This window comes from Cupriavidus sp. 01L43 (genome assembly GCF_056399925.1).
In genome coordinates this window covers 24087-46877 of sequence record NZ_JBFTSH010000020.1, presented here as the reverse complement: position 1 = coordinate 46877, position 22791 = coordinate 24087, and the positions used below count along the sequence as shown (strand labels likewise).

Genomic DNA, 22791 nt, shown 5'->3' with positions numbered 1-22791 from the left:
GGATTATCCAGCCACGATGGACACTGCCTTCGTGACGAGGTACGCCTCCATCGCTTCGGGGCCACCTTCTGTGCCGTAGCCGGAGTCCTTGACGCCGCCGAAGGGCATCTCGGCCGAGCTGACCGCCGGCTGGTTGATCCACAGCATGCCGACTTCCATCTGCTGCGAGATCTGCTGAACAGTGCGAATGGATTTCGTGAACGCATAACCCGCGAGCCCGTATTCCAGACGATTGGCTTCGGAAATGGCTTCATCAAGCGTGTCGAAGCCGCGAATCGCCACTACGGGACCCAACGGCTCGTTGTTGAATACGTCGGCATGCTGTGGGACATCGGTCAGTACAGTCGGCATGAAGAAGTTCCCCGTCATGCCGACTCGCTCGCCACCGGTTGCGAGCGTCGCGCCGCTGTGCACGGCGTTCTCGATCATCCGTTCCATCGCGTCGACGCGACGTGCATTGGCAAGCGGGCCGAGCGTAGTCCCTTCGATCAGACCATTGCCGAGTTTCAGGTCCCGCGCAAGGCGCACCATGCGCTCCGTGAATGCATCCTTCAGGCTGTGATGGACCAGGAAACGCGTGGGGGCGATGCAGATCTGCCCGGCGTTGCGAAACTTCGCGGCGCCGGACGCCATCACGGCCAGGTCGACGTCGGCATCTTCCGCCACGATGACCGGTGCGTGCCCGCCCAACTCCATCGTGACGCGCTTCATATGGGCGCCGGCCAGCGCCGCCAGCTGCTTGCCGATCGGGGTCGAGCCGGTGAAGGTGACCTTGCGGATGATGGGGTGCGGGATCAGATAGGCGGAAATCTCCGCCGGATTGCCAAACACCAGACCGACGGTGCCGGGGGGTACGCCAGCATCCACGAAGGTCTGCAGCAGCGCGGCGGGTGACGCTGGAGTTTCCTCCGGCGCCTTGACCACGAAGGAGCAACCGCTGGCTAGCGCGGCGCCGAGTTTGCGCACGACTTGGTTGATCGGGAAATTCCACGGCGTAAAGGCGGCCACGGGGCCCACGGGCTCCTTGAGGACCAGTTGCTGTGCGGCAGGGTTGCGGGAGGGCACGATGCGGCCATAGGTGCGCATGCCTTCGTCGGCGAACCAATCGATGATGTCCGCACCGGCGAGTACCTCGCTGCGCGCCTGGGGGAGCGGCTTGCCCTGTTCCTGTGTCAGCAGGCTGGCGATGGTATCGGCGCGCTCACGCAGCAGGCTGGCAGCGCGGCGCATGGTGGCCGCGCGCTCGCTGGCGGGTATCGCCCGCCATGCCTGGAATCCGCGCTGGGCCGCAGCCAGGGCGCGGTCCAGATCGATGATGCTGGCGTGTGCCACGCGTCCAATCACCTTGCCCGAGGCAGGGTTGATGACGTCCACGGTCTTGCCGCTGGCGGCGTCGCACCATGCGTTGTCGATCAGGAGGCGGGTGTCGGTGTAAGTCGAAGAGATAGTCATGCTCGAATGGTTGGGGATGCAAGTGCGCTAGATCACGCGTGCGTCGCGCAGTTCCGCGATTTGCGAAGGGGACATGCCAAACTCCGCCAGCACTTCGTCCGTATGCTGCCCAAGCCCCGGCGGCGCGTAACGCAACACCGGGGGCGTGTCCGATAGCCGCAGGGGGCTGGCTACGCCGGAGATGGCGGCGATGCCATCGCCAGCGGCGCGCGGCAGTTTCACGGCAAGCTTGCGGGCCTTGACTTGCGGATCGTCGAACGCCTGTGCGATGTCATTGACCGGACCGCAGGGCACGGCACGATGCTCGAGCATCGCGATCCACTCGGCGGTGCTGCGCGAGCGCGTCACGGCCTCCATGGCCTGGATCAGCGCCTCGCGGTGCTCCACGCGCAGCGTGTTGGTGGCAAAGCGCGGATCGCTGGCCAGGGAGGGCTGGTCGGCCGCCCTGCAGAAGCGCTGGAACTGCCCGTCGTTGCCGATTGCCAGGATCATCGCGCCGTCGCGCGTGGGGAAGTCCTGGTAGGGCGCCAGACTCGGATTGCTGTTGCCTTGGCGCTGCGGGATCAGGCCGGTGTTCAGGAACGCGCTGGCCTGGTTGGCGAGAAGTGCGATGCCGACATCCAGCAGCGCCATGTCGATGTGCTGGCCGACGCCCGTGCGATGGCGCACCTCCAGCGCAGCGAGGATGGCGGTGCTGGCATAGACGCCAGTGAACAGGTCCGTCAGCGCTACGCCAACGCGCAAAGGGCCGCCGCCGGGCACGTCGTCAGGCTGCCCGGTAATGCTCATCAGGCCACTGCTGGCCTGGACGAGCAGGTCGTAGCCCGCGCGCATGGCGTACGGGCCATCATTGCCGAAGCCTGTCACGCTGCAGTACACCAGCCGTGGGTTCACGGCGCGCAGGCTGTCGAAGTCGAGGCCAAACTGCTGCAGGCCGCCGGTCTTGAAGTTCTCCACCACGATATCGCTTTGCGCCGCCATCTGGCGGAGCAGTGCCTGGCCCTCGGGGGTCGCCATATCGATGGTGACCGAACGCTTGTTGCGGTTGCAGCAGGTGAAGTAGGTGGACTGGTCGGTGTCGCGTCCGTCGGCATCTTTCAGGAACGGGGGGCCCCAGGCGCGCGTATCGTCGCCCACGCCGGGCCGTTCGATCTTGGTCACGTCGGCGCCGAGGTCCGCGAGGATCTGGGTGCACCACGGGCCGGCCAGCACGCGCGTGAGATCGAGCACCTTGATGCCCGCGAGCGCGCCATGTTGGGATGAGGCTTGCATATTGGATTGCCACATTGAATGACGCCGGCGCGCACGGCGCCGCGCGTCATGGAAGAAGGTCCCTTGCGGGGAAGGCGGTCAGAGCGACCAGGTCATCTGCAGCGACGGACGCCGGGATACCTCCGCATACCAGCCCGCCACGGCCGGGTAGCGTTGGCGCCAGCCGAGGTCGGAGAAGCGCAGGTCGAGGTACCACAACGCGCAGGCAAGGGTCAGGCTGCCGATGTCGATCGCCTCAACCGACAGCAGGTCCGGATTCGCATCGAGCCAGGCCAGCGAGGTTTCTGCCTTGTCGAGCTGACCTGCACGCCATTCGGCCCAGCGGAGCGCCTCCGGGCGGGCCGCTTCTTCATAGCGCGCCAACACGGCGCCATCGAGGATGCCGTCACCGAGCGACTGCAGCGTCAGGGTCGTCCAGCGCTGGGGGCCGCTGCGTGGAAACAGCGTGCCGCGCGCCAGTTCGTCGAGGTACTCGCAGATCACGCGGCTGTCATACAGGACCAGTCCATCGTCCGCGATAAAGGTGGGCACCTTGCCAAGCGGATTCCTGGCGATGACCTCGCGATCGCGTTGGACGGGGTGGACGTTGGCAGGCAGCAGTTGGATGCGTGAGTGCAGGCCTAGCTCGTGCGCCACGACCAGACACTTGCGCACGTAGGGCGAGAACGGGGAGAAGTAGAGCTTCAAGGCTGCACACCGGCGCCTTCAGGCGCGTTGGCCGGGGTAGCGCCCCAGATATTGTTGTCGCGCCAGAAGTTCTCCTTGCGCCAGAAATCGGGCAAGCCGGCAGCGGTGTTGCCGATCACGCGCTGCAACAGGTTCTTCAGCAACTGCACCTCGTCCTGGGTAAAGCCGTGGGTGGCATCCGTTTCGGCAGTCTTCTTCGCGACCATATGATCGCCGGCACACTGCCGGCCTGCCTCGGTGAAGCGGACCACGCCACCGTCCATGCCGTGGTCGATCGTGATCAGGCCTTGCATCGCCAGATCCTGGAAGTGCTCCTCGCTGGCCAGATGTCCGCCAATCTCGACCAGCCGGCTGACTTCCGCCACGCTGCGGCCATCGCCCATGCTCAGGACGGTCAGGATGCTGCGATGGAGGTCGTTCAGGCCGCGCCGCCGCACATCGGCCAGCAGGGGCATCATCAACTGCGCATAGGCGCGGCGCAGCATGAAGCCGAGGAAGTCGTCGTCGTCCGTGACGCGATGGGTCGGCACTGCCACGAGCGGCGGCTGGAGCCTGCCATATCTGCCGCCGTGGAATGCCAGCGGCGCATGGCCGGTGCTGTCGAATGACAGGACTTCGCCAACGAAGATGATGTGGTCGCCACCTTCGTACCGGTATGTGGTGCGGCACTGGAAGCGCGCGGCGCAGCCGTCCAGCAACGGCACCTGCCCCGCGCCACGCTCGACCTGCAGCCCGGCGAAGCGGTCCGTGCCGCTCTTGGCGAACTGGTTCGACACGGCTTCCTGACCTGCCGCAAGGATATGCACGGCAAAGTGATCGGTCTCCATGAACGTGGCAAAGTTCGATGACTTCTTGTCCAGGCTCCACAGCACCATGGGTGGGGTGAGGGAAGCCGAGTTGAAGCTGTTGGCGGTCAGGCCTGCATCCTTGCCGTCCGCGCCCCGGGTGGTCACTACGGTCACGCCCGTGACGAAGCTGCCCAGCGCCCTGCGGAACTGCTTGCTGTCAAACGCATTGTCGTTGCTCATTGTCATCCTCCGACGATGGCGGGTGTGCGGCCATGTGGCCGCACACGCTGTGCCAGGCTTACTGCATGCCGGGCGACCCGGCGTTCGTGTAGATCTTCGACCAGAGCGTCAGCTCCGATGCCACGGTCCTAGTGTGCTGTTCGGGTGATCCGCCCTCGGCGAAGTAGCCGAGTTCGACCAGGCGCTTGGCGACTTGCGGTTGTTGCAGCGCCTGGTTCATCGCGGCGTTGACCTTGTTCACGATGGGCGTTGGCGTTCCGGCCGGGAACGCGATGCCGATCCAGGTGGTAGCCTCGACTTGTCCCATGCCGGCTTCCTTCATGGTGGGCACTTCCGGCAACTGCGGGATGCGCTTGTCCCAGGTTATCGCCAATGCTTTCACCGTGCCGTTCTTGATCTCGGGGATGGCGGCGCCGGCAATCATGAAGGTCAGGTGGACGCGGCCGGGAACCAGATCGAGCAGCACCGGCGGGCTGCCGTTGTACTGCACCGTCTGCATTTTCGACTTGATGGCCTGCTTGTACATTTCGGCCGACAGGAACGTGGTGGGCGTGCCCGAGGCAATCACGTAGTCGTCTGGTTTTGCGGCGAGCAGCTTCTTCAGATCGTCAAGGTTGTCCGCCGGCAGCGACCGCGATGCCAGCAGCACACCCGGCGTCTTGGCGATCATGCCGCCGTGAACGAAGCTCTTGATCGGGTCGTAGGAGAGTTTGGGTTCAATGGCCGGATACACCGCCATGGTCGAGGTACTGCTCAGCCCCATGGTGTAGCCGTCGGGCTTCTCCACTTTCAAGGCGGCGACGCCGATCTTGCCGCCGGCGCCGGGCCGGTTGATGACAACGATGCTCTGGCCCAGGGTCTTGCTCATCTCCTGCATGACGGTGCGGACCAGCACGTCCGTGCCGCCGCCGGCAGGATAGGGAACGATCATCTTGATGGGATGGGACGGGTAGCTCTCGCTGGCGCCAGCGGCGGGAGCCACCAGGGCGAGCGCAGAAAGCAGGCAGCGGGTGCCAGGAATGAAACGACGAAACATGAGGGTCTCCGAGGGGCTGATCAGTTCATCAGGCGCGGCATCACGTGCCGGCCGAAGATTTCCGCTTCCTTGTCGTGCGGATAGCCCGACAGACAGAAGCCGCTGCAGCCCGCGTCGACGAATTCCCGCAACTGCGCCGCGACCTGTTCCGGATTGCCTACCACCGCTACGCCGGCACCCGCGCGGACATCGTTGATGCCCGTCCACAGGTGCGGCGTGAGCTTGCCGTCGGCCACGGTTGCCAGCGTCCGCTGCCGATTGTTGGCCACGGAATCCATGCCCTGGTCGCGCTGTTGCTTGGCCAGCTTCTGTGCTTCCGCCTTCTCGACGAGCTGGTGCGCGAAGTCCCATGCCTCCTGCTCGCTCTCGCGGCAGATGACCTGCAGGCGCATCGCGTACTCCAGTTCGTTCTCGCGGTTGTACTTTGCCGCGCGATCCTTGATCTGCCGGATCTGTTCCGCAATGGCCGAGGGATAGTCGCCCCAGAACAGGTGCACCGCCGAGTGTTTTGCCGAGATCTCGATGGCCTGATCCGAGCCGCCGCCGAGGAAGAAGTCCGGGCAGCCACCGGGCAATTCCGGAATGATGACCGGCTCGTTCACGCGATAGAACTCACCTTCGAAGTTGACCTTGGTTTCGCTCAACAGACGCTTGAGCAGCACAGTTTCCTCTTCCAGCTTGCGGTATCGCGCCTCCTTGGAGGCCGGCTGGCCCTCGGCCACTGCCTCGGCTTCGCTTAGGCCGGCAATCAGATTCAGATAGAGGCGGTTGCCGGTGAACTGGCTGAATGTCGCTATCATCTTGGCCTGTGTGACCGGATGGACGAAGCCGGGCTTGATCGCAACCAGCGGCTTGATCTTCTTCAGGTTTGCGGCAATGAACGACGCCGCAGTCCAGGCTTCCCAGCAGCCCTGGCCGACCGGAATGAGGATATATTCGAAGCCGGCATTTTCGGCATTTGCCGCGACTTTCAGAAAATGGTTCAGCGTGCGGGGGATCGCTTTCGACGGATCACCGAAGGCGGTCAGGTCGCCGTTGGTGGGGCAGAACCAGCCCATTTTCAGTTTCTTGCTACTGCTATTCAATTTGAGTCTCCCGTTTCAAGCCGGCATTATCGATTTGTAAATCAGGAAAAATCGTCACCGGAAGATGAGGGGAAGCTTAACGATGCCTCAGGAAAAAGAAAAATAATCAGATTTGATTCGAGGCATTAGGCTGCGTTATGCCCTGCCTCCGGCCCCCGCGCGGAGGCACGGGTACGGGCGTGCAAACGTCGCCGCAGCAAGGGACAGCGGCGAGAGGAGGCGCGGTGCGGAAGCTCGGGGAACGGAAGTCGGACGGTGCGGGGCCGTAGCAGGTTTCGGGTTAACACCCATGCGCCTCGCTGGCGTTCCTTGCCGTGGAGATCCCCCCGGCAGCACATTTTCAAATACTGCTTACTGGTCCAGTTGCCAGTTCTTCAGTATTTCGCTGGCGCGGGCCGATAACCAGGCCACACCCGGGTCCGATTGAAACCGGGTGTGCGAAGTCATAATAAGCTGCGATGGCGGCACTTCAATCGGTAAATCGTAGACGGTAAGCCCTAAAATGCCGGCGAATTGCGTCGCGGCTGCCTTTGGGAGATGGCAGATATAACCGCATTGTGCGGCGACCAGCGCCATGACCATGTAATTCTGGACCACGGCGGCAATGGGTCTTCTCAGGCCCTGCCGGGCGAGGACGTGATCGACGATGCTGCCCCGATGGTCGAGCGGCTGCATGACGACGTGTGGAATGGACAGGTACAGCGACATCGGCAGAACGCGCTCCGCCGGGCCTATCGACGTCGCAAGCAGCGCCACCAGGGGTACTTCTCCCAGCGTTTCGTTCTGGATCGCCTGGCCCTGGATATCGCGCGTACTGAGTATCAACTGAAGATCGCCATCCTCAAGCATGGTGCAGGCTGTACGCGTGTCGGGCATGGCGCGGAGCCGCAGCACGACGTTCGGCGCTTCGTCGCGAAGCGCCTTGGCCAGCAGCGGGGCGATCGACAGTTCCACGATCTCGCTTGTGGCGATATGGAACTCACGGACGGCGACGGCGGGATCGAAGACGCCTTCCGCAAACAGCGACCCACCGAGTTCGTCCAGCGCCCGCCGCACCGGAATCACCAGTTGCTGGGCCCGCGCTGTCGGCTGCAAGCCGGCGCGGCTTTGCAGGAAGAGGTCGTCGCCCAGCGCCGTGCGCAGGCGCTTGAGCGCCTGGCTCACGGCGGGCTGGGTCAGCGACAGCTTTTCACTGGTGCGCGTGACGCTCCGCGTCTCCCACAATTCAAGAAACACAACCAGAAGATTCAGATCGAATCGCTTGAGATTGGCTTGCGGCACATCTCTCCTGCGGGCGGGCTATCGTGGCAACTGGGGCCGGGGCGGAAAGTGTACACGCCCCATCGACATCAGTTTGCAGTGGGCATGGCGAACTCGGCGCCGCGCGCGGTGTCGTTGGGCCAGCGTTGCATGATGCTCTTCTGCCGGGTGTAGAACCGGACGCCTTCTTCGCCATACGCGTGCATGTCGCCAAACAGCGAGCGCTTCCAGCCGCCGAAGCCGTGCCACGCCATCGGCACGGGGATCGGCACGTTGATGCCGACCATGCCAACTTCGATACGACGGGCGAATTCGCGCGCCACTTGCCCATCCCGCGTGTAGCAGGCCACGCCGTTGCCGAACTCGTGCTCGTTGACCAGCTTTACCGCTTGCGCGAAATCGTCTACGCGCACACACGACAGCACGGGGMCGAAGATCTCTTCCTTGTAGATACGCATTTCGGGAGTGACGTTGTCGAACAGCGTTCCGCCGGTAAAGAACCCCTGCTCATGGCCGGGCACCTTGTAGTTGCGGCCATCGACAACAAGCTTCGCGCCTTCCTGCACGCCGAGCGCCACGTAGTTCTCGATGCGTTCGAGCGCCTGGCCGGTCACGACGGGGCCCATCTCGGCGTCAGCTTCCATGCCGTTCTTGATGATGAGTTCCCGTGCGCGCGCTTCCAGCTTCGGCATGATCTTGTCCGCCACGTCGCCGACGAGCACGGCCACGGAGATGGCCATGCAGCGCTCGCCCGCCGAGCCGTATGCGGCACCGATCAGTCCATCGACGGCCTGGTCGATATCGGCGTCGGGCATGACCACCATGTGGTTCTTTGCACCGCCCAGGGCCTGCACCCGCTTGCCGAGCCGCGCGCCCGTCTCGTAGATGTAGTTCGCAATCGGCGTCGAGCCGACGAAGCTCACGGCCTTGACCTCCCGGTGATGGAGCAGGGCGTCGACCACCGTCTTGTCACCTTGCACGACGTTGAAAACGCCATCGGGCAGTCCGGCTTCCTTGAGCAGGCGGGCCATGAAGAGCGATGCCGAAGGATCGCGCTCGCTTGGCTTCAGGATGAAGCAGTTGCCGGTGGCGATGGCGACCGGGAACATCCAGCACGGCACCATGCAAGGGAAATTGAACGGGGTGATGCCTGCCACAACGCCCAGCGGCTGGCGCAGCGTCCAGTTGTCCATGCCGGTGGAGACCTGGTCGGTGAAGTCGCCCTTGAGCAGTTGGGGAACACCGCATGCAAATTCGATGATGTCGATGCCGCGGCTGACTTCACCGGCCGCATCGCTGAGCACCTTGCCGTGCTCGGCGGTAATGATCGCGGCAAGTTCGTCCTTGTGCCGGTTCATCAGTTCGAGGAACTTGAACATGACGCGCGCCCGGCGAATCGGCGGGGTGTCGGCCCACTTCGGAAACGCTGCAGCGGCGGATGCGACGGCTACATCGACGTCCTGCGCCGTGCCCAGTCGAACCTGGCGCGCGACCGCGCCAGTAGCAGGATTGAACACGGCCTGCGACCGCTCGCCGTTGCCTTGATACGGCTCGCCGGAAACAAAGTGAATCACCTCGGCGGGGTGGGTATAGGGCGCAGTCATGGTCATCTCCTGTCAGTGTCGGGCGGGGATCGACATACCCGCCGCGTGATCGATGACTGGAGTGTATGGATGGCCGCTCCCGCGGGGTAGTCACCCACCGCCGAACATATTGTTCAGGAAATTTAGCCACTGCCATGTTATAGGTACGAAAAGTTCCATCAAACAAGTGCCGATTAAGGAGTGTCTGGATGCGCAAGGACCATGTGGAGGACCTTTGGGAGCACCTGCATTGGCTTGTGGTGCTGCATCAGCAAGGCAGTTTCAGCAAAGCTGCCGCACGCCTTGGCGTCAGCAAGGCCTCGATGAGCCAGCACATTACGGATCTCGAGAAGGCCGCCGGCATTACCCTGGTGCAGCGGACTACCCGCAGCGCTTCGTTGACGGATGCGGGGCGGCAAATGGTCGAGTCCATGCGTGGCGCGTTCGAGCAGATCGCAACGGGCTACGCCCAGGTGCGCGACCTGGCGGGCGCACCCAGGGGGTTTCTTCGCGTGACGGCGCCAGTGGCTTTTGCCAGGCAACAACTGATACCTCGTCTGCCCGATTTCCTGCGCCGTTATCCGCAGATCCAGCTTGAGTTGGATATGTCGGATCGATTGCGGCCGCTGGCGCAGGAGGGCTTTGACATCGCCGTCAGGCATACATCGACCCCGCCGGAGACCCACGTCGCATGGACCCTCGCGGCCACGCGCTCGGTGCTGGTGGCAAGCCGTGCGTACCTGCGGAGCAGGGGGACGCCGGAGACGCCGCAAGCCTTGATGGGCCATGCATGCCTTCACTATCCACGGCTGCAGGGCGCGGCCACATGGACCTTTGTTCCTGCGGTGGCGGAGCGCAATGTCCGACATGCCGATCCCGTGACGGTGCCGGTGACGGGTCCCTTGTCCGTGAATAACAGCGAAGCCTTGCGCGATGCCGCAATCGAAGGCCTGGGCATCGCGCTGCTTCCGGACTTCAGCGCCCAATCGGCGCTGGAAACCGGACGGCTCGTCGAGGTCCTGCCGGAATGGCGTTCAGCGGGTGCCTTCGGGGATTGGCTCTACGCCATCCGCCCCTACTCCGCGCATGCCTCGCGGGTCTCGCAAGTCTTCGTGGAGTACTTGCGAGAGTCCTTCGCGCAAGGGTTTACCTCAACGCCCCCAACCCTGATCTGACGCGCGTCGCGCAATACGTCGACTACAAGGCGCTTTTGGCCTTTTAGTTCAAAAAATATCAAGTTATTTAATATTGATTCAGAAATATCGATTACTTAAACTCGCTTCAACACCCACCCACAAAAGACTCAGGGGAAAAGTGATGGAGGCGACAAAGGCCGCGCAACGCACGCTGAAGGTACGTATTGCCCGCGGCACCGAGGACGGCAATTTCACGACCTATGAGGTGCCATGGCGCGAGAACCAGACCGTTCTCGACGTGGTGACCGAAGTGCAGCGGCGTATCGAACCAACCCTGTCCTACCGCTTCGCGTGCCGGGTTGGGGTATGCGGATCCTGCGCGATGACGGTGAACGGCAAGCCGCGCTGGACATGCCGCACCCACGTCAGCCGCGTAGAAGAGGATGGCGTGATCGTCATCGAGCCGTTGCGCAACATGCCGCGCATCAAGGACCTCGTGGTCGACATGTCGGAGTTCTTCGACAAATGGAAGAAGGCCGGCAGCACCTTCGTGGGCACCGCGACGCGCCATGAGCCCCCGGCCGCGGTATCCCCGACCAGCAAGAAGCGAAAGATGGCCGACGCTGCCATCGAATGCATCAACTGCGGCGTTTGCTATGCGTCCTGCGACGTGGTGGCATGGGACAAGGAGTACCTCGGTCCCGCCGCGTTGAATCGCGCATGGACCCTCTTCAACGACGAACGCCATGCGGACCCCAAGGACGTGCTGAAGAAGGCGACTTCCGGCAGCGGCTGCAATTCCTGCCATACGCAGGGCAATTGCATGACGCACTGCCCGGTCAGCCTGAGCCCGACGGGAAGCATTGCCGGCCTGAAGAAGAATGCCCTGCTGCAATTCCTGAAGGGAGGGGACTGATCATGGAGCAGCGTCTGTTCGCCCTTCAGCGCCTCAGCGCGATGGTCATGGCGCCGTTCGTGCTGGTACATCTGGGGATCATCCTCTATGCAGTGCGAGGCGGCCTGACCGCCGCCGAGATTCTCGCGCGCACGCAGGGCAGTCTTTTCTGGATTCCGTTCTATTCCCTGTTCGTGATCAGCGTGGCGGTGCACGTGCCGATCGGGCTGCGCAACATCCTGATCGAATGGGCGCGCCTGAGCCGCGGCGCCGCATCGGTGTGCTGCTTCCTCTTCGGCCTGTTGCTGCTGTCGATGGGCCTGCGCGCGGTTGCCGCAGTGGGAGGCTTGCTGTCATGAAGTCTCCGAGAAACCACCGCGCCTACTGGGCCTTCCTTGGTCACCGCCTGTCGGGGCTGGCGCTTGGCGTCTTCCTGCCCGCGCACTTCTATGTCCTTGGACTCGCGCTGGAGCAACAGGCGCGTATGGACGCGTTCCTGAAATTCGCCGACATGGGCGCCGTCAAGTTCGGCGAATGGGGCCTGGTGCTGCTGTTGTCCATCCACATGTGCTTTGGCCTGCGACTGCTGGCGCTTGAACTCCTGCCATGGAGTACCACCCGAGACGCGCGCCTGTCGTGGATCAGTTGGGGTGGTGTGCTGTCGCTGTGCGTCGGCGTGATCTTTGCCCTGGGGGTTATTTGAAATGCAGATCGAGAACCACAAGACGGACATCCTGATTCTTGGCACGGGCGGGGCAGGGCTGTTTGCCGCCCTGCATGCCAAGAAGGCCAATCCTGCGCTCAAGGTTTCCGTGGCGGTGAAGGGCCTGCTCGGCAAGTGCGGCTGCACGCGGATGGTGCAGGGCGGATACAACGTGGCGCTGTCCACGGGCGATTCGGTCGAGCGCCATTTCATGGACACCATCGAGGGCGGCAAATGGCTGCCGCGCCAGGATCTGGCCTGGCGGCTGGTCGAAGGCGCGGTCGAGCGCGTGCGGGAACTCGAGAACGAGATCGGCTGCTTCTTTGACCGCAACCCCGACGGCACGCTGCACCAGAAGGCTTTCGCGGGCCAGAGCTTTGACCGCACCGTCCACAAGGCGGACCTGACCGGTATCGAGATCATCAATCGCCTGATGGAACAGGTGCGGGCCCTGGATGTGGAAGAGCTGGAGGAGCACCGCGCCATCGAGCTGATCCCGGCCGCCGATGGCTCCGGCATCGCCGGCGTGCTGTTCATCGACATGCGGCGCGGCACCTACCGCTTCGTACAGGCCAAGGCGGTGCTGCTGGCCACCGGTGCGGGCCCGACGATGTACCGCTACCACACGCCATCCGGCGACAAGACCTGCGACGGCCTGGCGATGGCCATGCGCTACGGGCTGAGCCTGCGCGACATGGAGATGGTGCAGTTCCACCCGACGGGACTGCTGGGAGGCCCGGATACCCGCATGACCGGCACGGTGCTCGAAGAGGGCCTGCGCGGTGCCGGCGGTTGGCTGGTCAATGGCAACGGCGACCGTTTCATGACCAACTATGACGCACGCGGCGAGCGCGCGACGCGCGACGTGGTCAGCCGGGGCATCTACGCCGAAATGCGCGCCGGCCGGACCGGCCCGATGGGTGGGATCTACATCCAGATGAGCCACCTTGGACCCGAGAAGGTGGCCAAGACGTTCCCCGGCATGGTCAACCGCTGCAAGGATTGTGGCTTTGACCTGGCCGGTGGTCGCGTGGAGGTGGTGCCCACCGCTCACTATCTGATGGGCGGCGTGGAGTTCGATGTGGATTGCAGCACGGCTTCGCCGGGACTGTTTGCGGCCGGGGAGGATTGCGGCGGCGTGCACGGCGCCAATCGCCTGGGCGGCAATGGCGTGGCGAACTCGACGGTATTCGGCGGCATCGCCGGCGATTCGATGGCTGCGTATGCCACCGGCGTGCAGCATTGGAAGGAGCCGGACAAGCGCGTCATCCTGCGCGGCATCGAGCGTGCCGAGTATCCGTTCTCCAAGACGCCGGGCGCCATTCACGAGCTCCGCGATACCCTCGCCCAGACGATGTGGGACGACGTCGGCGTACTGCGTCACGAGGCGGCGATGCGCCGGGGACTGGATTCCATCGCTTCGCACAACGCGGCGCTGCTGGCCATGGGCGTTCCGGATGGCGACCGCCGCTACAACGTCACCTGGCATGACTGGCTCAATCTGCAAAGCCTCGTGGACATGTCCCGCGTGATCACCGTTTCCGCATTGGCGCGCGAGAACAGCCGGGGCGCCCACTTCCGCGAGGACTTCCCGGAGCCCGGCGATTTGCACGGCAGCCGCTACACCCGAGTGACCGCGGACGGCGACGATATTCGTCTGGACATGGTGCCGGTGAAGTTCGACATCGTGACGCCAGGCACGTCCCTGATTACCGGTGAGGCCGGTCAACCCCCAAAAGTTGCAGCATAGAGGACCGCTACGATGACCATCTCCATCGATCGGGTCGAGGAAGCCGCGTTCGAGATCATGAAACGCGCGGCGATCGAGATCCCCAAGGACTACAAGCAAGGCATCCAGGCGTTGCAGAAGACGGAGACCGGCAAGCTGCCGCGCTTCGTGATACACGCCATGCAGGACAACTGGGAAGCGGCGGACCAGGACCGGCGCCCCATGTGTGCCGATACCGGGCTGCCACGCTACTACGTCAAGGTTGGCAACAACGCTTCGGTGCAGCGCGGCTTCGTCGCGGTCGAGCGCGCGCTGCGCAAGGCCACGGCCGATGCCACGCTGGCGGTGCCGCTGCGGCCCAATCGCGTGCACCCGCTCTGGCGCACGGACAACAACAATAACGTCGGCATCAATGCGCCGGAGATCGAGTGGTCGTTCGAGCCCGACGCCGACTGGGTCGACATCACGACCGTGCACAAGGGCGGGCTGTTCGGCACCGACTACCGGATGCTGTTCCCCGGCGACGGCATCGACGGTATCAAGCGATTCGTGCTCGATACGCTGATTGCCTTCGGCAAGCGCGGGCTGGCATGCCAGCCCGCCATCGTCGGCATCGGCCTGGGCGGCTCGAAGGATACCTGCATGCAGCTTGGCAAGCAGGCGGCCTGCCTGCGCGTGGTGGGCGACCGCAATCCCGATCCCAAGATCGCCGAACTCGAGCGCGAACTGATGACGCTGGGCAACTCGATCGGCATGGGTGCCATGGGTTTCGTGGGCTCGTCGATGGTGGTGGACTGCCATATCGAGGTAGGCCACACCCACACGGGCGGGATGCCGATCAGCCTCCACACGTTCTGCCTGTCGTCGCGGCGGGCAACGGCCCGGATTCACCCGGACGGCAACATCGAATATCGCACGGACCCCCAGTGGTTCACCCCATACCTGCGCAGGGAGACGGTCGAATGGTAAGCCCCCAAGACGATGAACTGAAGGTCTTCCACATCAATCTGCCAGCCACGACGGAAGACCTCGCAAGACTTGAGCTGGGCTCGGCCGTCTACTTGACCGGCCTGGTCTATACCGCCCGGGAAGGCATCTACAAGAAGGTGCTCGATGAGGGCCTGGAGGCACCGGTGGAACTGCGCGGGCTCAGCAACGTGAACTTCCACTGTTCACCGGCTGCGGCGCCCAACGAGGACGGCGGCTACAACGTAGGCGCGGTGACCGCGACGGCAAGCTTCCGCTTCTCCAAATGGATTCCCAAGTGGATGGAGAAGACGGGGTGCCGCATCTTTATCGGCAAGGGTGGCATGCCCGCCGACGACTACAAGCGCGTGCTGGCGCCCGGCGGGGCGATCTACCTCACAACCGTCGGCTATGGCACGGGCGCGCTGCTTGGGCGCGGCATCAAGCGTGTGCAGGACGTGTTCTGGCTGGATGAACTCGGCATTGCACAGGCGATGTGGATGTTCGACGTCGAGAACTTCGGTCCGTTTATCGTCGAGAGCGACCTGGAAGGCAATTCGCTGTTTGCGCAGCACGCGGAGGTCATCAACGCCGGGATCGACAAGCTCTACGCCGGCCTCAAGCCGCCGGCGCTGCACCGGTACGGCGAGACCGACGATCGCAAGAACGAGGTGATGTAAGGCCATTCCCGCATCCAACCAGCCAGGAAGACGACATGATCATTGATTTCAGACTCCGCCCGCCGGTCGGCGGCTTTCTCGACACGTTGATGTACTCGGCCGGCGAGCGGCGCGACGGCTTTACCCGGACCGTTGGCTTCGAGCCTTCCCCCGCAGCGCAACGACAGTCCATGGAACTGCTGCTCAAGGAGATGGACGAAGGCGGGGTCGACAAGGGCGTGGTGGTCGGTCGCCTTGCCGGCACGCTGGGAAGCGTCTCCAATGAAGACGTCGCACGCATCGTGGGCGACTATCCGGAGCGCTTCATCGGTGCCGCCTCGATCGATCCAACGAACCGCGTGGCGGCGTGCAAGACCATTTCGGATGCGGTCGCCCACGGGTTCAAGGCCATTAATATCGAGCCCGGCTCCTACCCGGTTCCCATGTACGCGGACGATCGACGCCTTTATCCGATCTACGCGCACTGCGAGGATCTGGAGGTGCCGGTGATCATGATGGTAGGCGGAACAGCCGGCCCGGACTTGAGCTACTCCGACCCCGTGCGCACTGATCGCGTGCTGGCGGACTTCCCTAAGCTGAAGGTCGTCGTTGCGCACGGCGGCTGGCCCTGGGTGACCGAGATCCTGCATATCGCGTTCCGCCGCCCGAATATGTACCTTTCGCCGGACATGTACTTCTCGCGGATGCCAGGCTGGGAGGAATACGTCAAGGCCGCGGATTCCTTCCTCGCAGACCGCATGCTGTACGCAAGCTCGTTCCCATTCTGCCCGGTACGGGACTACAAGCAGTGGTTCGAAACATTGCCGATCCGTCCCGAGAACCTCGAAAAGGTGATGGGTGGCAACGCCCGCCGCCTGCTGGGCATCTAGAGTTCGACATGGACGTCAAGACGCTCTACACGCTGGTAGCCATCGCCGACCGGGGCAGCTTCGCGGAGGCCGGCAATGCTATCGGCCTGACGGTATCGGCCGTCAGCATGCAAATGCGCTCGCTCGAAGAGGAGTTGGGCATCACGATCTTCGATCGTAGCCGCAGGCCGCCGGTATTGACGGACGCCGGCCTCGCCTTCACGAATCGCGCCCGAGACCTGCTGACCCACTGGGAGAGCATGAGCGCGGCCCTCAAGCGCGATGCGGCTGGCGGTGTGCTCAAGCTCGGCTCGGTTCACACCTGCGTCTCCGGGGTGTTGCCGCTGGCCTTGAAGCGCCTGCACCAGCAGGGTCATCGCATCGACATTCACCTGACCACGGGCCTGACACACGATCTGGAACGGGCGGTGCACCGGCGGCAACTCGATGTCGCCGTTGTTACCGAGCCGGAGGTTCCACGCCTGGACCTGCAGTTCATGCCTTTCTTCAACGAAGAGTTTGTCGTGATCACCCACGCCACTACGCGCGGCGATTCGGACAAGGGTGTGCTGGAAACCACGCCTTATGTGCGATTTAATCGCACGGCGCGCGTGGGCCTGCTCGTTCAGGAAGAAATGGTGCGACGACAGATCGCCGTCCGCTCGACCATGGAGATCGACACGCTCGAAGGCGTCATCGCGATGGTCGCCAACGGCCTGGGATCGTCAGTGGTGCCGGCCCGTGGCGTCGAGAACGAATTTCCGGCGTCGATTCGCACCATTCCGTTCGGCTCGCCGCCGCTGATGCGTCGCATCGGGATTCTGGTGCCGCGCGACAACCCCCGTGCGCATCTGTCGAGGTTGCTGCTGGACGCATTGACCGCTGTCACGACACCCGCCAGCACACCGGACGACGGCCGCCCGAAGCTGGTGCAGAAGGGCTGACGCATGCGGTAAGGACGTATACGAAAGTCGCATACGAAAGCGACGCCACACAAAGGAGACAACGATGAACGCAGCAAGCACTGGCAAGGCCATCTGGCATTGGTTTGGACGAGGGCGGCACGGGTTGAGCCGGATACGTCAGCATCCCGTTGTGAAAGAGCTGTGCGGCGATGCGGACGCCAGGCGATACAACACATCGACCGCGGCAGCCATGTTTGCGTTTGCGATTGCTCCGCTAGCCATGGTGCCGGCTCACGCGGAGGAATGGCCGGGCAAGCCGATTCGTCTGGTAGTGCCGTTTGCCGCGGGCGGCGCGACCGATCTGCTTGCACGTGCGGTGGCCGTGGAACTGGGCAAGCAATGGAAGCAGCCCGTTGTCGTGGACAACCGCCCGGGTGCAGGCGGTGCCGTGGGCGCGGAAGCCGTAGCCAAATCCGTGCCGGATGGCTACACGCTGCTGCTCGCCTCCGGCAGCATGTTCACGGTCAACCCGTTCATCTATCAGAAGCTTCCCTACTCGGCTGAAAGCTTCGAGATGATCAGCAAGATCGCCAGTGGGCCGATGGTGGTGACGGTCAACACGAAGATTCCGGCGAAAACGATGATCGAGCTCATCGCTTATGCAAAGGCCAACCCGGGAAAATTGACCTTCGCGTCGGCAGGCAACGGTAGCCAGGTGCATATCGCCAGTGAAGCGTTTGCCGACGCTGCCGGCATCGACGTCGTGCATGTGCCGTACAAGGGCGAAGGACCGGCCTATGCGGACCTGATGGCGGGCACGGTAGACATGACAGTGGGGAACATCAATGCCATCTCCCCGCTCCTCAAGGGCGGCCGCCTTCGCGCGCTTGCCGTGACGGGCAACGAACGGTCCGCGCTGCTTCCTGACGTGCCGACTGTCGCGGAGGCGGGGCTGGAGGGCTTTACGTTCTATGGCTGGTTCGCGCTGATGGCGCCGGCCGGCACGCCAAAGGCGTTGACGGCGAAAATGTATGCCGACCTGGAGCGCGCCGCTGCAGAACCGGGCATGCAGCGCTATCTGGCCGCGCAAGGCATGGCCAGGACGATCACGCCGAAAGGTCGTCTTCCCGAGGAGATTGCCCAGGAATCGGGGCGCTGGAAGCCGCTGGTGACAAAGCGAAAGATCTCCGCCAACTAGGACGGGCACAGGGCATGGGCACTGAACATTACGCAGCCCTCGGGGCAACAGTGGTTGGCGCCTACACGGTGTTCGGACTCACCGGCTTCGGTGCGGCGATGGTCGCCGTGCCGATCCTGGTGCAGTTCATCCCGCTGCAGTTTGTGGTGCCGCTGCTGCTTCTGCTCGATCTTGTGACGACCACAATGGTTGGCCTGCGCAACTGGAGCGCTGTGTCTCGTCAAGAGCTGTCCCGCCTGATCCCGTTCATGATGGTGGGCGTGGCGCTCGGCACGACCGTACTGGCCAAGGTCGAGTCCCGCTGGCTGCTTGTCGGGTTGGGACTCTTTGTGCTCATCATGACGGGGCGGACGCTCCTTGGCGGCGCGCATCGGGAGGAAGAGGCGGCGAGGGGGTGGTCAGTGCCGGCCGGCGTCGTGGGCGGTGTGTTCAGCGCATTGTTCGGCACCGGAGGTCCGGTCTACACCATGTACCTGTCCCGGCGACTTCCGCGGATCGACGAGTTTCGCTCGACCATCGCGGCTGTCATCATGGTGAGTGCGCTGGTGCGCCTGACAGCATTTGCATACAGCGGATTGCTGTTTCAGAGCGATCTGCTGCGCAGTGCCGTGTTCGCCCTGCCATTCGGCCTCGTCGGCCTGGCGATAGGTTCTCGCCTGCGTCGTCGGATCTCGCCCGACGCGGTGCGTCGCGCGCTCTTGGTCCTTCTCTGCATCAGCGGCGTTTCGGTGCTCTGTCGCGGCTTGTTGATGCATTGAGACAAACTTAACAGGATTTTTATCGCGCTCGACGCCATCTTGATGCAGCTTGTATCTGAGTCCGCATACGCTTGATTTGTCACCGTACGATATCAATCGAGGATAAAGATGTGGCTCAGATTTGCACTTGGCGGCCTTGCGATGTTGGCGGTAGTTGCCCTGTTCTGGTTCCAGTTCCGACTGGCAAACAAGGTCTCCCGCGTGGAGGACGTCGCTTTCGATCATCTGGAACACAAGGCAAAGTCGCATTGACCCCGCAGCGGGGCCATCAGACGGTTCAGAACGTGTACGCCGCCGACAGGTAGACGAAGTTTGTATTGTGGCCGCCCACGGCGCTGAGGATTTTTGCGACGTCGACATGCACCAGGCCGGCATTCATGACAATGTGCCGGTCCACCTGCCAGTACACGTCAAAGGCAAGCTGGCTGCCCGTGTAGCGCCCGGCTCGACCCGCCGTGCCGGGAATGGGCGTGGCCACGCTCGTGTAGACGGCATCGTTGGTCGTCTGTCGCCAGATAAAGTCCCAGGACAGGGTCAGCTTGAGTCGCGGAATCGGCTTTAGCGTCAGGGACGGCTGTAGGTCCATGACATTCGATGCACCCAGTAGTCCTGCCTGATTGAAGTACGCCAGTTTTGGAAACAGGCCGCCATACGTGCCCAGCTTTCCGTCGCGCGGATTGGTATCACCACTGCCGATGGTGGCCTTGATGCCCGCACGCGCCTTCCAGTCGGCGACGGAAAATCCATAGCCGGTGTCGGTGGAGAAGCCCCAGGCAAGCAAGTCCTGCGCGCCAAAACTGCCAAACTGTCCCAGGGCTTCCCAATCCCAGTCCCACTGACCGTGCGTGCCAAAGACCCGCCCACCAACGGAATGCCGTCGCTCCACGCCGGTTCCGATGCTGTACAGCGCGTGGTTGTTCTCGAAGCCAAGGTAGTAGACGTCGATGCCCGATGACGGCACAAAGGTCTTGGGGAAGGTCGAGTAGACGCCCCAAAAGGCCTGCGACTGATTGGGCCGATCGTCGAAATCGCCCGCCTTCAGCAGCACCGGCCGCGTGGCAAACGCATCGATCTTCACGCCGCTGTTTGTAGCACCACCCACGCGGACACCATCGAAGGCGCGCCGGACGTTTGGCGCTTCCCGCACCGACACCAGCCGTTGCGCGCCGAATGCCATTTCCTGCCGCCCGACCCGCAGCAAGGCGGTGTCCATCGTGCTGCCTGCCTTCGGCACATGCACATCGACAAACGCCTGTTGCACGTCCACCCGGTCTTCGTAAGGCGGTATGGCGACCTCCTTGCCCGGCGCCAGATGATTGCCGAGTTGCACGAATGCGCGCAGATAGTCGCCAGCATGCACGTCGGCATGGAGGAGGAGGCGATGCAACAGGTAGCCGTCCGCCGACGGGCCCGGCACGCCGAAGTTCGGCGCCGAGTAGGATTCGAAGCGCTCTCGAATCTCTCCGCCCAGGCTCAGATAGATGTCCGGGGAACCGAGCGGCCAATACTTGATGGCATCCCAGGCGTCACCGCGCCGCGCCGGATCTTGTAGATAGCGGTAATCCTCTTCGTAACGAAGAAAGCTGTAGGGCGGCGGTGACGACTGGGCGCACCCATCGGACGACATGCCTTGGAGATAGCAGGCCAGTACCACCAGCGGTGCGGACGCTCGTATGCCCATGGGTGACATTGACCACGATTACGTTCAAGGAACCGGCAGGGCCGCCAGGCCCATGCCGGTTCCGACGCTTAGCGCGCGGAGTCCAGCGCCTCGCCCTTCTTCTGCACGTCTTGCGCCTTCGCGTAGCTTTCGATCAGCAACTGGTAGGCCGGGAAGATCTTCGTGTAGATCTCCGCCCATTGCTGCGCGTCATCGCGATGCCACGTGCGTTGCAGCTCGGAGGCCACGCCGGCGGTATCCATCGGTACCACACCGGCCTGCACCACGCGGGCCAGCGTGATTTCCTGCGCCATCTTCGAGTAGGTGCCGGAAGCATCCACTACGGCGAAAACCCGGTACCCGTCAGCCACGGCGCTGATGGACGGGAACGCCATGCACACACTCGTGATGGTGCCGGCGATGATCAGGGTTTTCTTGCCCGTCGCTTCCACGGCGGCGACGAATTCGGGGTTGTCCCATGCATTGATTTCGCCTTTGCGCGCGACGTACTTCGCGTGCGGTGCGTTCTCTTGAATCTCCGGAATCAGCGGGCCATTGGGCCCTTGTGGCACGGAAGCCGTAGTAATGACCGGCAGCTTGCACAGCGTCGCCATCTTTGCCAGGGCGGCGGCGCGCTGGCGCAGTTCCGGCATGGGCATATCGCCTACGGTCTGGAAGAGACCGCTCTGATGATCGATCAGCAGCATCGCCGAGTCGTCCGGGTCGATGACAGGTCGCTTGCCGTTGAAGTTGGCGGGTTGGGACATGATGGGTCTCCTGGGTAAGGGGCGGTGGCATCGCACCGTGTGGAAGGTCTGGCCGCTAGCGACCATTCGTCGGATGGAGAAAGCATAGGATTGGGACGCGGGACGCACTAGAGTGCTAGATTGGACGTCATAGTCCTATCTGGTGAACGATGAAGGGAGAAGGAAGTGGCGTGCAGGACCTAAATGACCTCTACTTCTATGTGCAGGCGGTTGAGCACGGCGGATTCGCGCCGGCTGGCCGCGCACTGGGAATGCCCAAGTCCCGGCTTAGCCGGCGCATCGCCGTGCTGGAGGAACGACTCGGCGTTCGGCTGATCCAGCGCTCGACGCGCCGCTTCACCATGACCGAGATTGGCCGTACCTACTACGAGCATTGCAAGGCGATGCTGATGGAGGCAGAGGCTGCACAGGAAGCCGTGGAGCTGACGCGCGCCGAGCCGCGCGGTACCGTCAGGGTGACCTGTCCGGTGGCATTGCTGCACGCGCACGTCGGCGACATGCTGGCCAGGTTCATGGCCGCGCACCCGCAGGTGATCGTGCATCTGGAAGCGACCAATCGGCGCGTGGATCCGGTCGGCGATGCTGTGGATGTTTCCATCCGCGTCAGGCCGGCGCCATTGCAAGACAGCGACCTTGTCATCCGCGTGCTGGCGGAACGCAGGCAATGTCTGGTGGCCAGTAGCGCCCTGGTAGAAGGGCAGCGCGAGCTGCCACGCGCGCCGGCTGATCTCGCCGACCTGCCAAGCCTTGCACTGGGCGCAACGCAGGCGGAATACGCCTGGGCGCTGTTTGGTCCGGATGGGGCGCAGGCGGTGGTGCGACATCGCCCGCGCCTGGTGACAGGCGACATGATTGCACTGCGAGCCGCAGCACTGGCAGGTGTCGGTATCGGCCAGCTGCCGGTGATGATGGTACGTGAGCAGTTGAACAGGGGGCAGCTGGTACGGCTCCTGCCGGACTGGGCACCTCGCGCCGAACTGCTTCACGTCGTATTCCCGTCCCGGCGCGGCGTCTTGCCAGCCGTACGCGCATTAATCGAGTTTTTGGTCGAGAGATTTGCCGAAATGGACGAGGAGTAGGGGCGGGCCGCAGTAGATGTTGAGTAGGCTTCTTTGCGGCGGTCTCTTCACTCCAATCCGATTT

At 63.4% G+C, this 22791-nt stretch carries 22 protein-coding genes; 12 read left to right on the top strand and 10 right to left on the bottom strand.

What is annotated here, in order from left to right; all coding sequences use genetic code 11:
* Positions 1-3: 3 nt before the first annotated feature.
* The 8 genes from AC1DP9_RS24925 to AC1DP9_RS24890 form a co-directional block, all read right to left on the bottom strand.
* A complete protein-coding gene (locus AC1DP9_RS24925) occupies positions 4-1452 on the bottom strand; it encodes an NAD-dependent succinate-semialdehyde dehydrogenase (protein WP_477108767.1) in 1449 nt (482 codons plus the stop codon).
* Between the two features lie 27 nt (positions 1453-1479).
* Positions 1480-2724, bottom strand: coding sequence for a CaiB/BaiF CoA transferase family protein (locus tag AC1DP9_RS24920; protein ID WP_477108766.1), 1245 nt, complete (start codon positions 2722-2724; stop codon positions 1480-1482).
* A gap of 78 nt (positions 2725-2802) precedes the next feature.
* Positions 2803-3411, bottom strand: a complete 609-nt coding sequence (locus AC1DP9_RS24915; protein WP_477108765.1) for a glutathione S-transferase — start codon at positions 3409-3411, stop codon at positions 2803-2805.
* Positions 3408-4439, bottom strand: a complete 1032-nt coding sequence (locus AC1DP9_RS24910) for a flavin reductase (protein WP_477108764.1) — start codon at positions 4437-4439, stop codon at positions 3408-3410. Before AC1DP9_RS24910 ends, AC1DP9_RS24915 begins: the two co-directional genes overlap by 4 nt.
* A 58-nt stretch (positions 4440-4497) precedes the next feature.
* Positions 4498-5475, bottom strand: a complete 978-nt coding sequence (locus AC1DP9_RS24905; RefSeq protein WP_477108763.1) for a Bug family tripartite tricarboxylate transporter substrate binding protein — start codon at positions 5473-5475, stop codon at positions 4498-4500.
* A 20-nt stretch (positions 5476-5495) separates the two neighbouring features.
* A complete protein-coding gene (locus AC1DP9_RS24900; protein WP_477108762.1) occupies positions 5496-6533 on the bottom strand; it encodes an LLM class flavin-dependent oxidoreductase in 1038 nt (345 codons plus the stop codon).
* 378 nt (positions 6534-6911) lie between these two features.
* Positions 6912-7841 (bottom strand): LysR family transcriptional regulator, encoded by a 930-nt coding sequence (locus tag AC1DP9_RS24895; protein ID WP_477108761.1) that lies wholly within the window; start codon positions 7839-7841, stop codon positions 6912-6914.
* Positions 7842-7909: 68 nt separating this feature from the next.
* Entirely contained in the window at positions 7910-9424 is a 1515-nt protein-coding gene (locus AC1DP9_RS24890) for a CoA-acylating methylmalonate-semialdehyde dehydrogenase (RefSeq protein ID WP_477108760.1), read from the bottom strand.
* Between the two features lie 188 nt (positions 9425-9612).
* Here AC1DP9_RS24890 and AC1DP9_RS24885 point away from each other — a divergent pair, with 188 nt between their 5' ends.
* The 11 genes from AC1DP9_RS24885 to AC1DP9_RS24835 all read left to right on the top strand — a co-directional run bounded on the left by AC1DP9_RS24885 (position 9613) and on the right by AC1DP9_RS24835 (position 19221).
* Positions 9613-10578, top strand: a complete 966-nt coding sequence (locus AC1DP9_RS24885; RefSeq protein WP_441591334.1) for a LysR family transcriptional regulator — start codon at positions 9613-9615, stop codon at positions 10576-10578.
* A 142-nt stretch (positions 10579-10720) separates the two neighbouring features.
* Positions 10721-11455 carry a succinate dehydrogenase/fumarate reductase iron-sulfur subunit gene (locus AC1DP9_RS24880; protein WP_477108807.1) on the top strand — a complete coding sequence of 245 codons (735 nt, stop codon included), beginning with the start codon at positions 10721-10723 and terminating at the stop codon, positions 11453-11455.
* A 2-nt stretch (positions 11456-11457) separates the two neighbouring features.
* Positions 11458-11793: a succinate dehydrogenase gene (locus AC1DP9_RS24875; protein ID WP_092293585.1), complete on the top strand. Its 336-nt coding sequence runs from the start codon at positions 11458-11460 to the stop codon at positions 11791-11793.
* The gene (locus tag AC1DP9_RS24870; RefSeq protein ID WP_092293583.1) at positions 11790-12137 is read left to right on the top strand and encodes a succinate dehydrogenase/fumarate reductase transmembrane subunit; all 348 of its coding nucleotides are present in this window, start codon (positions 11790-11792) and stop codon (positions 12135-12137) included. Before AC1DP9_RS24875 ends, AC1DP9_RS24870 begins: the two co-directional genes overlap by 4 nt.
* Position 12138: 1 nt before the next feature.
* Positions 12139-13887: an L-aspartate oxidase gene (locus tag AC1DP9_RS24865; RefSeq protein ID WP_477108759.1), complete on the top strand. Its 1749-nt coding sequence runs from the start codon at positions 12139-12141 to the stop codon at positions 13885-13887.
* Between the two features lie 12 nt (positions 13888-13899).
* Positions 13900-14835 (top strand): fumarate hydratase, encoded by a 936-nt coding sequence (locus AC1DP9_RS24860; RefSeq protein WP_441591337.1) that lies wholly within the window; start codon positions 13900-13902, stop codon positions 14833-14835.
* Positions 14829-15512 (top strand): fumarate hydratase C-terminal domain-containing protein, encoded by a 684-nt coding sequence (locus tag AC1DP9_RS24855; RefSeq protein WP_441644952.1) that lies wholly within the window; start codon positions 14829-14831, stop codon positions 15510-15512. Before AC1DP9_RS24860 ends, AC1DP9_RS24855 begins: the two co-directional genes overlap by 7 nt.
* 35 nt (positions 15513-15547) lie before the next feature.
* Complete coding sequence (locus tag AC1DP9_RS24850) at positions 15548-16381, top strand: amidohydrolase family protein (protein ID WP_092293575.1); 834 nt, start codon at positions 15548-15550, stop codon at positions 16379-16381.
* Positions 16382-16389: 8 nt separating this feature from the next.
* Entirely contained in the window at positions 16390-17304 is a 915-nt protein-coding gene (locus tag AC1DP9_RS24845; protein ID WP_092293573.1) for a LysR family transcriptional regulator, read from the top strand.
* 64 nt (positions 17305-17368) lie between these two features.
* On the top strand, positions 17369-18463 hold the full coding sequence (locus AC1DP9_RS24840) for a Bug family tripartite tricarboxylate transporter substrate binding protein (protein WP_477108758.1): 1095 nt from the start codon (positions 17369-17371) through the stop codon (positions 18461-18463).
* Between the two features lie 14 nt (positions 18464-18477).
* Positions 18478-19221, top strand: a complete 744-nt coding sequence (locus AC1DP9_RS24835; protein ID WP_092293569.1) for a sulfite exporter TauE/SafE family protein — start codon at positions 18478-18480, stop codon at positions 19219-19221.
* 277 nt (positions 19222-19498) lie between these two features.
* On the opposite strand, the gene AC1DP9_RS24830 is transcribed toward AC1DP9_RS24835, so the two are convergent.
* Together AC1DP9_RS24830 and AC1DP9_RS24825 are read right to left on the bottom strand one after the other, a co-directional pair.
* Positions 19499-20902: an alginate export family protein gene (locus tag AC1DP9_RS24830; RefSeq protein ID WP_477108757.1), complete on the bottom strand. Its 1404-nt coding sequence runs from the start codon at positions 20900-20902 to the stop codon at positions 19499-19501.
* A gap of 68 nt (positions 20903-20970) precedes the next feature.
* Complete coding sequence (locus tag AC1DP9_RS24825) at positions 20971-21648, bottom strand: hydrolase (RefSeq protein WP_477108756.1); 678 nt, start codon at positions 21646-21648, stop codon at positions 20971-20973.
* A 170-nt stretch (positions 21649-21818) separates the two neighbouring features.
* Between AC1DP9_RS24825 and AC1DP9_RS24820 the strand changes: the two genes are divergently transcribed.
* Positions 21819-22727 (top strand): LysR family transcriptional regulator, encoded by a 909-nt coding sequence (locus tag AC1DP9_RS24820; RefSeq protein ID WP_477108755.1) that lies wholly within the window; start codon positions 21819-21821, stop codon positions 22725-22727.
* Positions 22728-22791 lie beyond the last annotated feature (64 nt).

Coding starts and splice junctions, on each gene's coding strand:
- AC1DP9_RS24925 (WP_477108767.1), bottom strand. CDS start 1,452: ATGACTATCTCTTCGACTTACACCGACACCCGCCTCCTGATCGACAAC.
- AC1DP9_RS24920 (WP_477108766.1), bottom strand. CDS start 2,724: ATGCAAGCCTCATCCCAACATGGCGCGCTCGCGGGCATCAAGGTGCTC.
- AC1DP9_RS24910 (WP_477108764.1), bottom strand. CDS start 4,439: ATGAGCAACGACAATGCGTTTGACAGCAAGCAGTTCCGCAGGGCGCTG.
- AC1DP9_RS24905 (WP_477108763.1), bottom strand. CDS start 5,475: ATGTTTCGTCGTTTCATTCCTGGCACCCGCTGCCTGCTTTCTGCGCTC.
- AC1DP9_RS24900 (WP_477108762.1), bottom strand. CDS start 6,533: ATGGGCTGGTTCTGCCCCACCAACGGCGACCTGACCGCCTTCGGTGAT.
- AC1DP9_RS24885 (WP_441591334.1), top strand. CDS start 9,613: ATGCGCAAGGACCATGTGGAGGACCTTTGGGAGCACCTGCATTGGCTT.
- AC1DP9_RS24880 (WP_477108807.1), top strand. CDS start 10,721: ATGGAGGCGACAAAGGCCGCGCAACGCACGCTGAAGGTACGTATTGCC.
- AC1DP9_RS24875 (WP_092293585.1), top strand. CDS start 11,458: ATGGAGCAGCGTCTGTTCGCCCTTCAGCGCCTCAGCGCGATGGTCATG.
- AC1DP9_RS24870 (WP_092293583.1), top strand. CDS start 11,790: ATGAAGTCTCCGAGAAACCACCGCGCCTACTGGGCCTTCCTTGGTCAC.
- AC1DP9_RS24865 (WP_477108759.1), top strand. CDS start 12,139: ATGCAGATCGAGAACCACAAGACGGACATCCTGATTCTTGGCACGGGC.
- AC1DP9_RS24860 (WP_441591337.1), top strand. CDS start 13,900: ATGACCATCTCCATCGATCGGGTCGAGGAAGCCGCGTTCGAGATCATG.
- AC1DP9_RS24855 (WP_441644952.1), top strand. CDS start 14,829: ATGGTAAGCCCCCAAGACGATGAACTGAAGGTCTTCCACATCAATCTG.
- AC1DP9_RS24850 (WP_092293575.1), top strand. CDS start 15,548: ATGATCATTGATTTCAGACTCCGCCCGCCGGTCGGCGGCTTTCTCGAC.
- AC1DP9_RS24845 (WP_092293573.1), top strand. CDS start 16,390: ATGGACGTCAAGACGCTCTACACGCTGGTAGCCATCGCCGACCGGGGC.
- AC1DP9_RS24840 (WP_477108758.1), top strand. CDS start 17,369: ATGAACGCAGCAAGCACTGGCAAGGCCATCTGGCATTGGTTTGGACGA.
- AC1DP9_RS24835 (WP_092293569.1), top strand. CDS start 18,478: ATGGGCACTGAACATTACGCAGCCCTCGGGGCAACAGTGGTTGGCGCC.
- AC1DP9_RS24830 (WP_477108757.1), bottom strand. CDS start 20,902: ATGGGCATACGAGCGTCCGCACCGCTGGTGGTACTGGCCTGCTATCTC.
- AC1DP9_RS24825 (WP_477108756.1), bottom strand. CDS start 21,648: ATGTCCCAACCCGCCAACTTCAACGGCAAGCGACCTGTCATCGACCCG.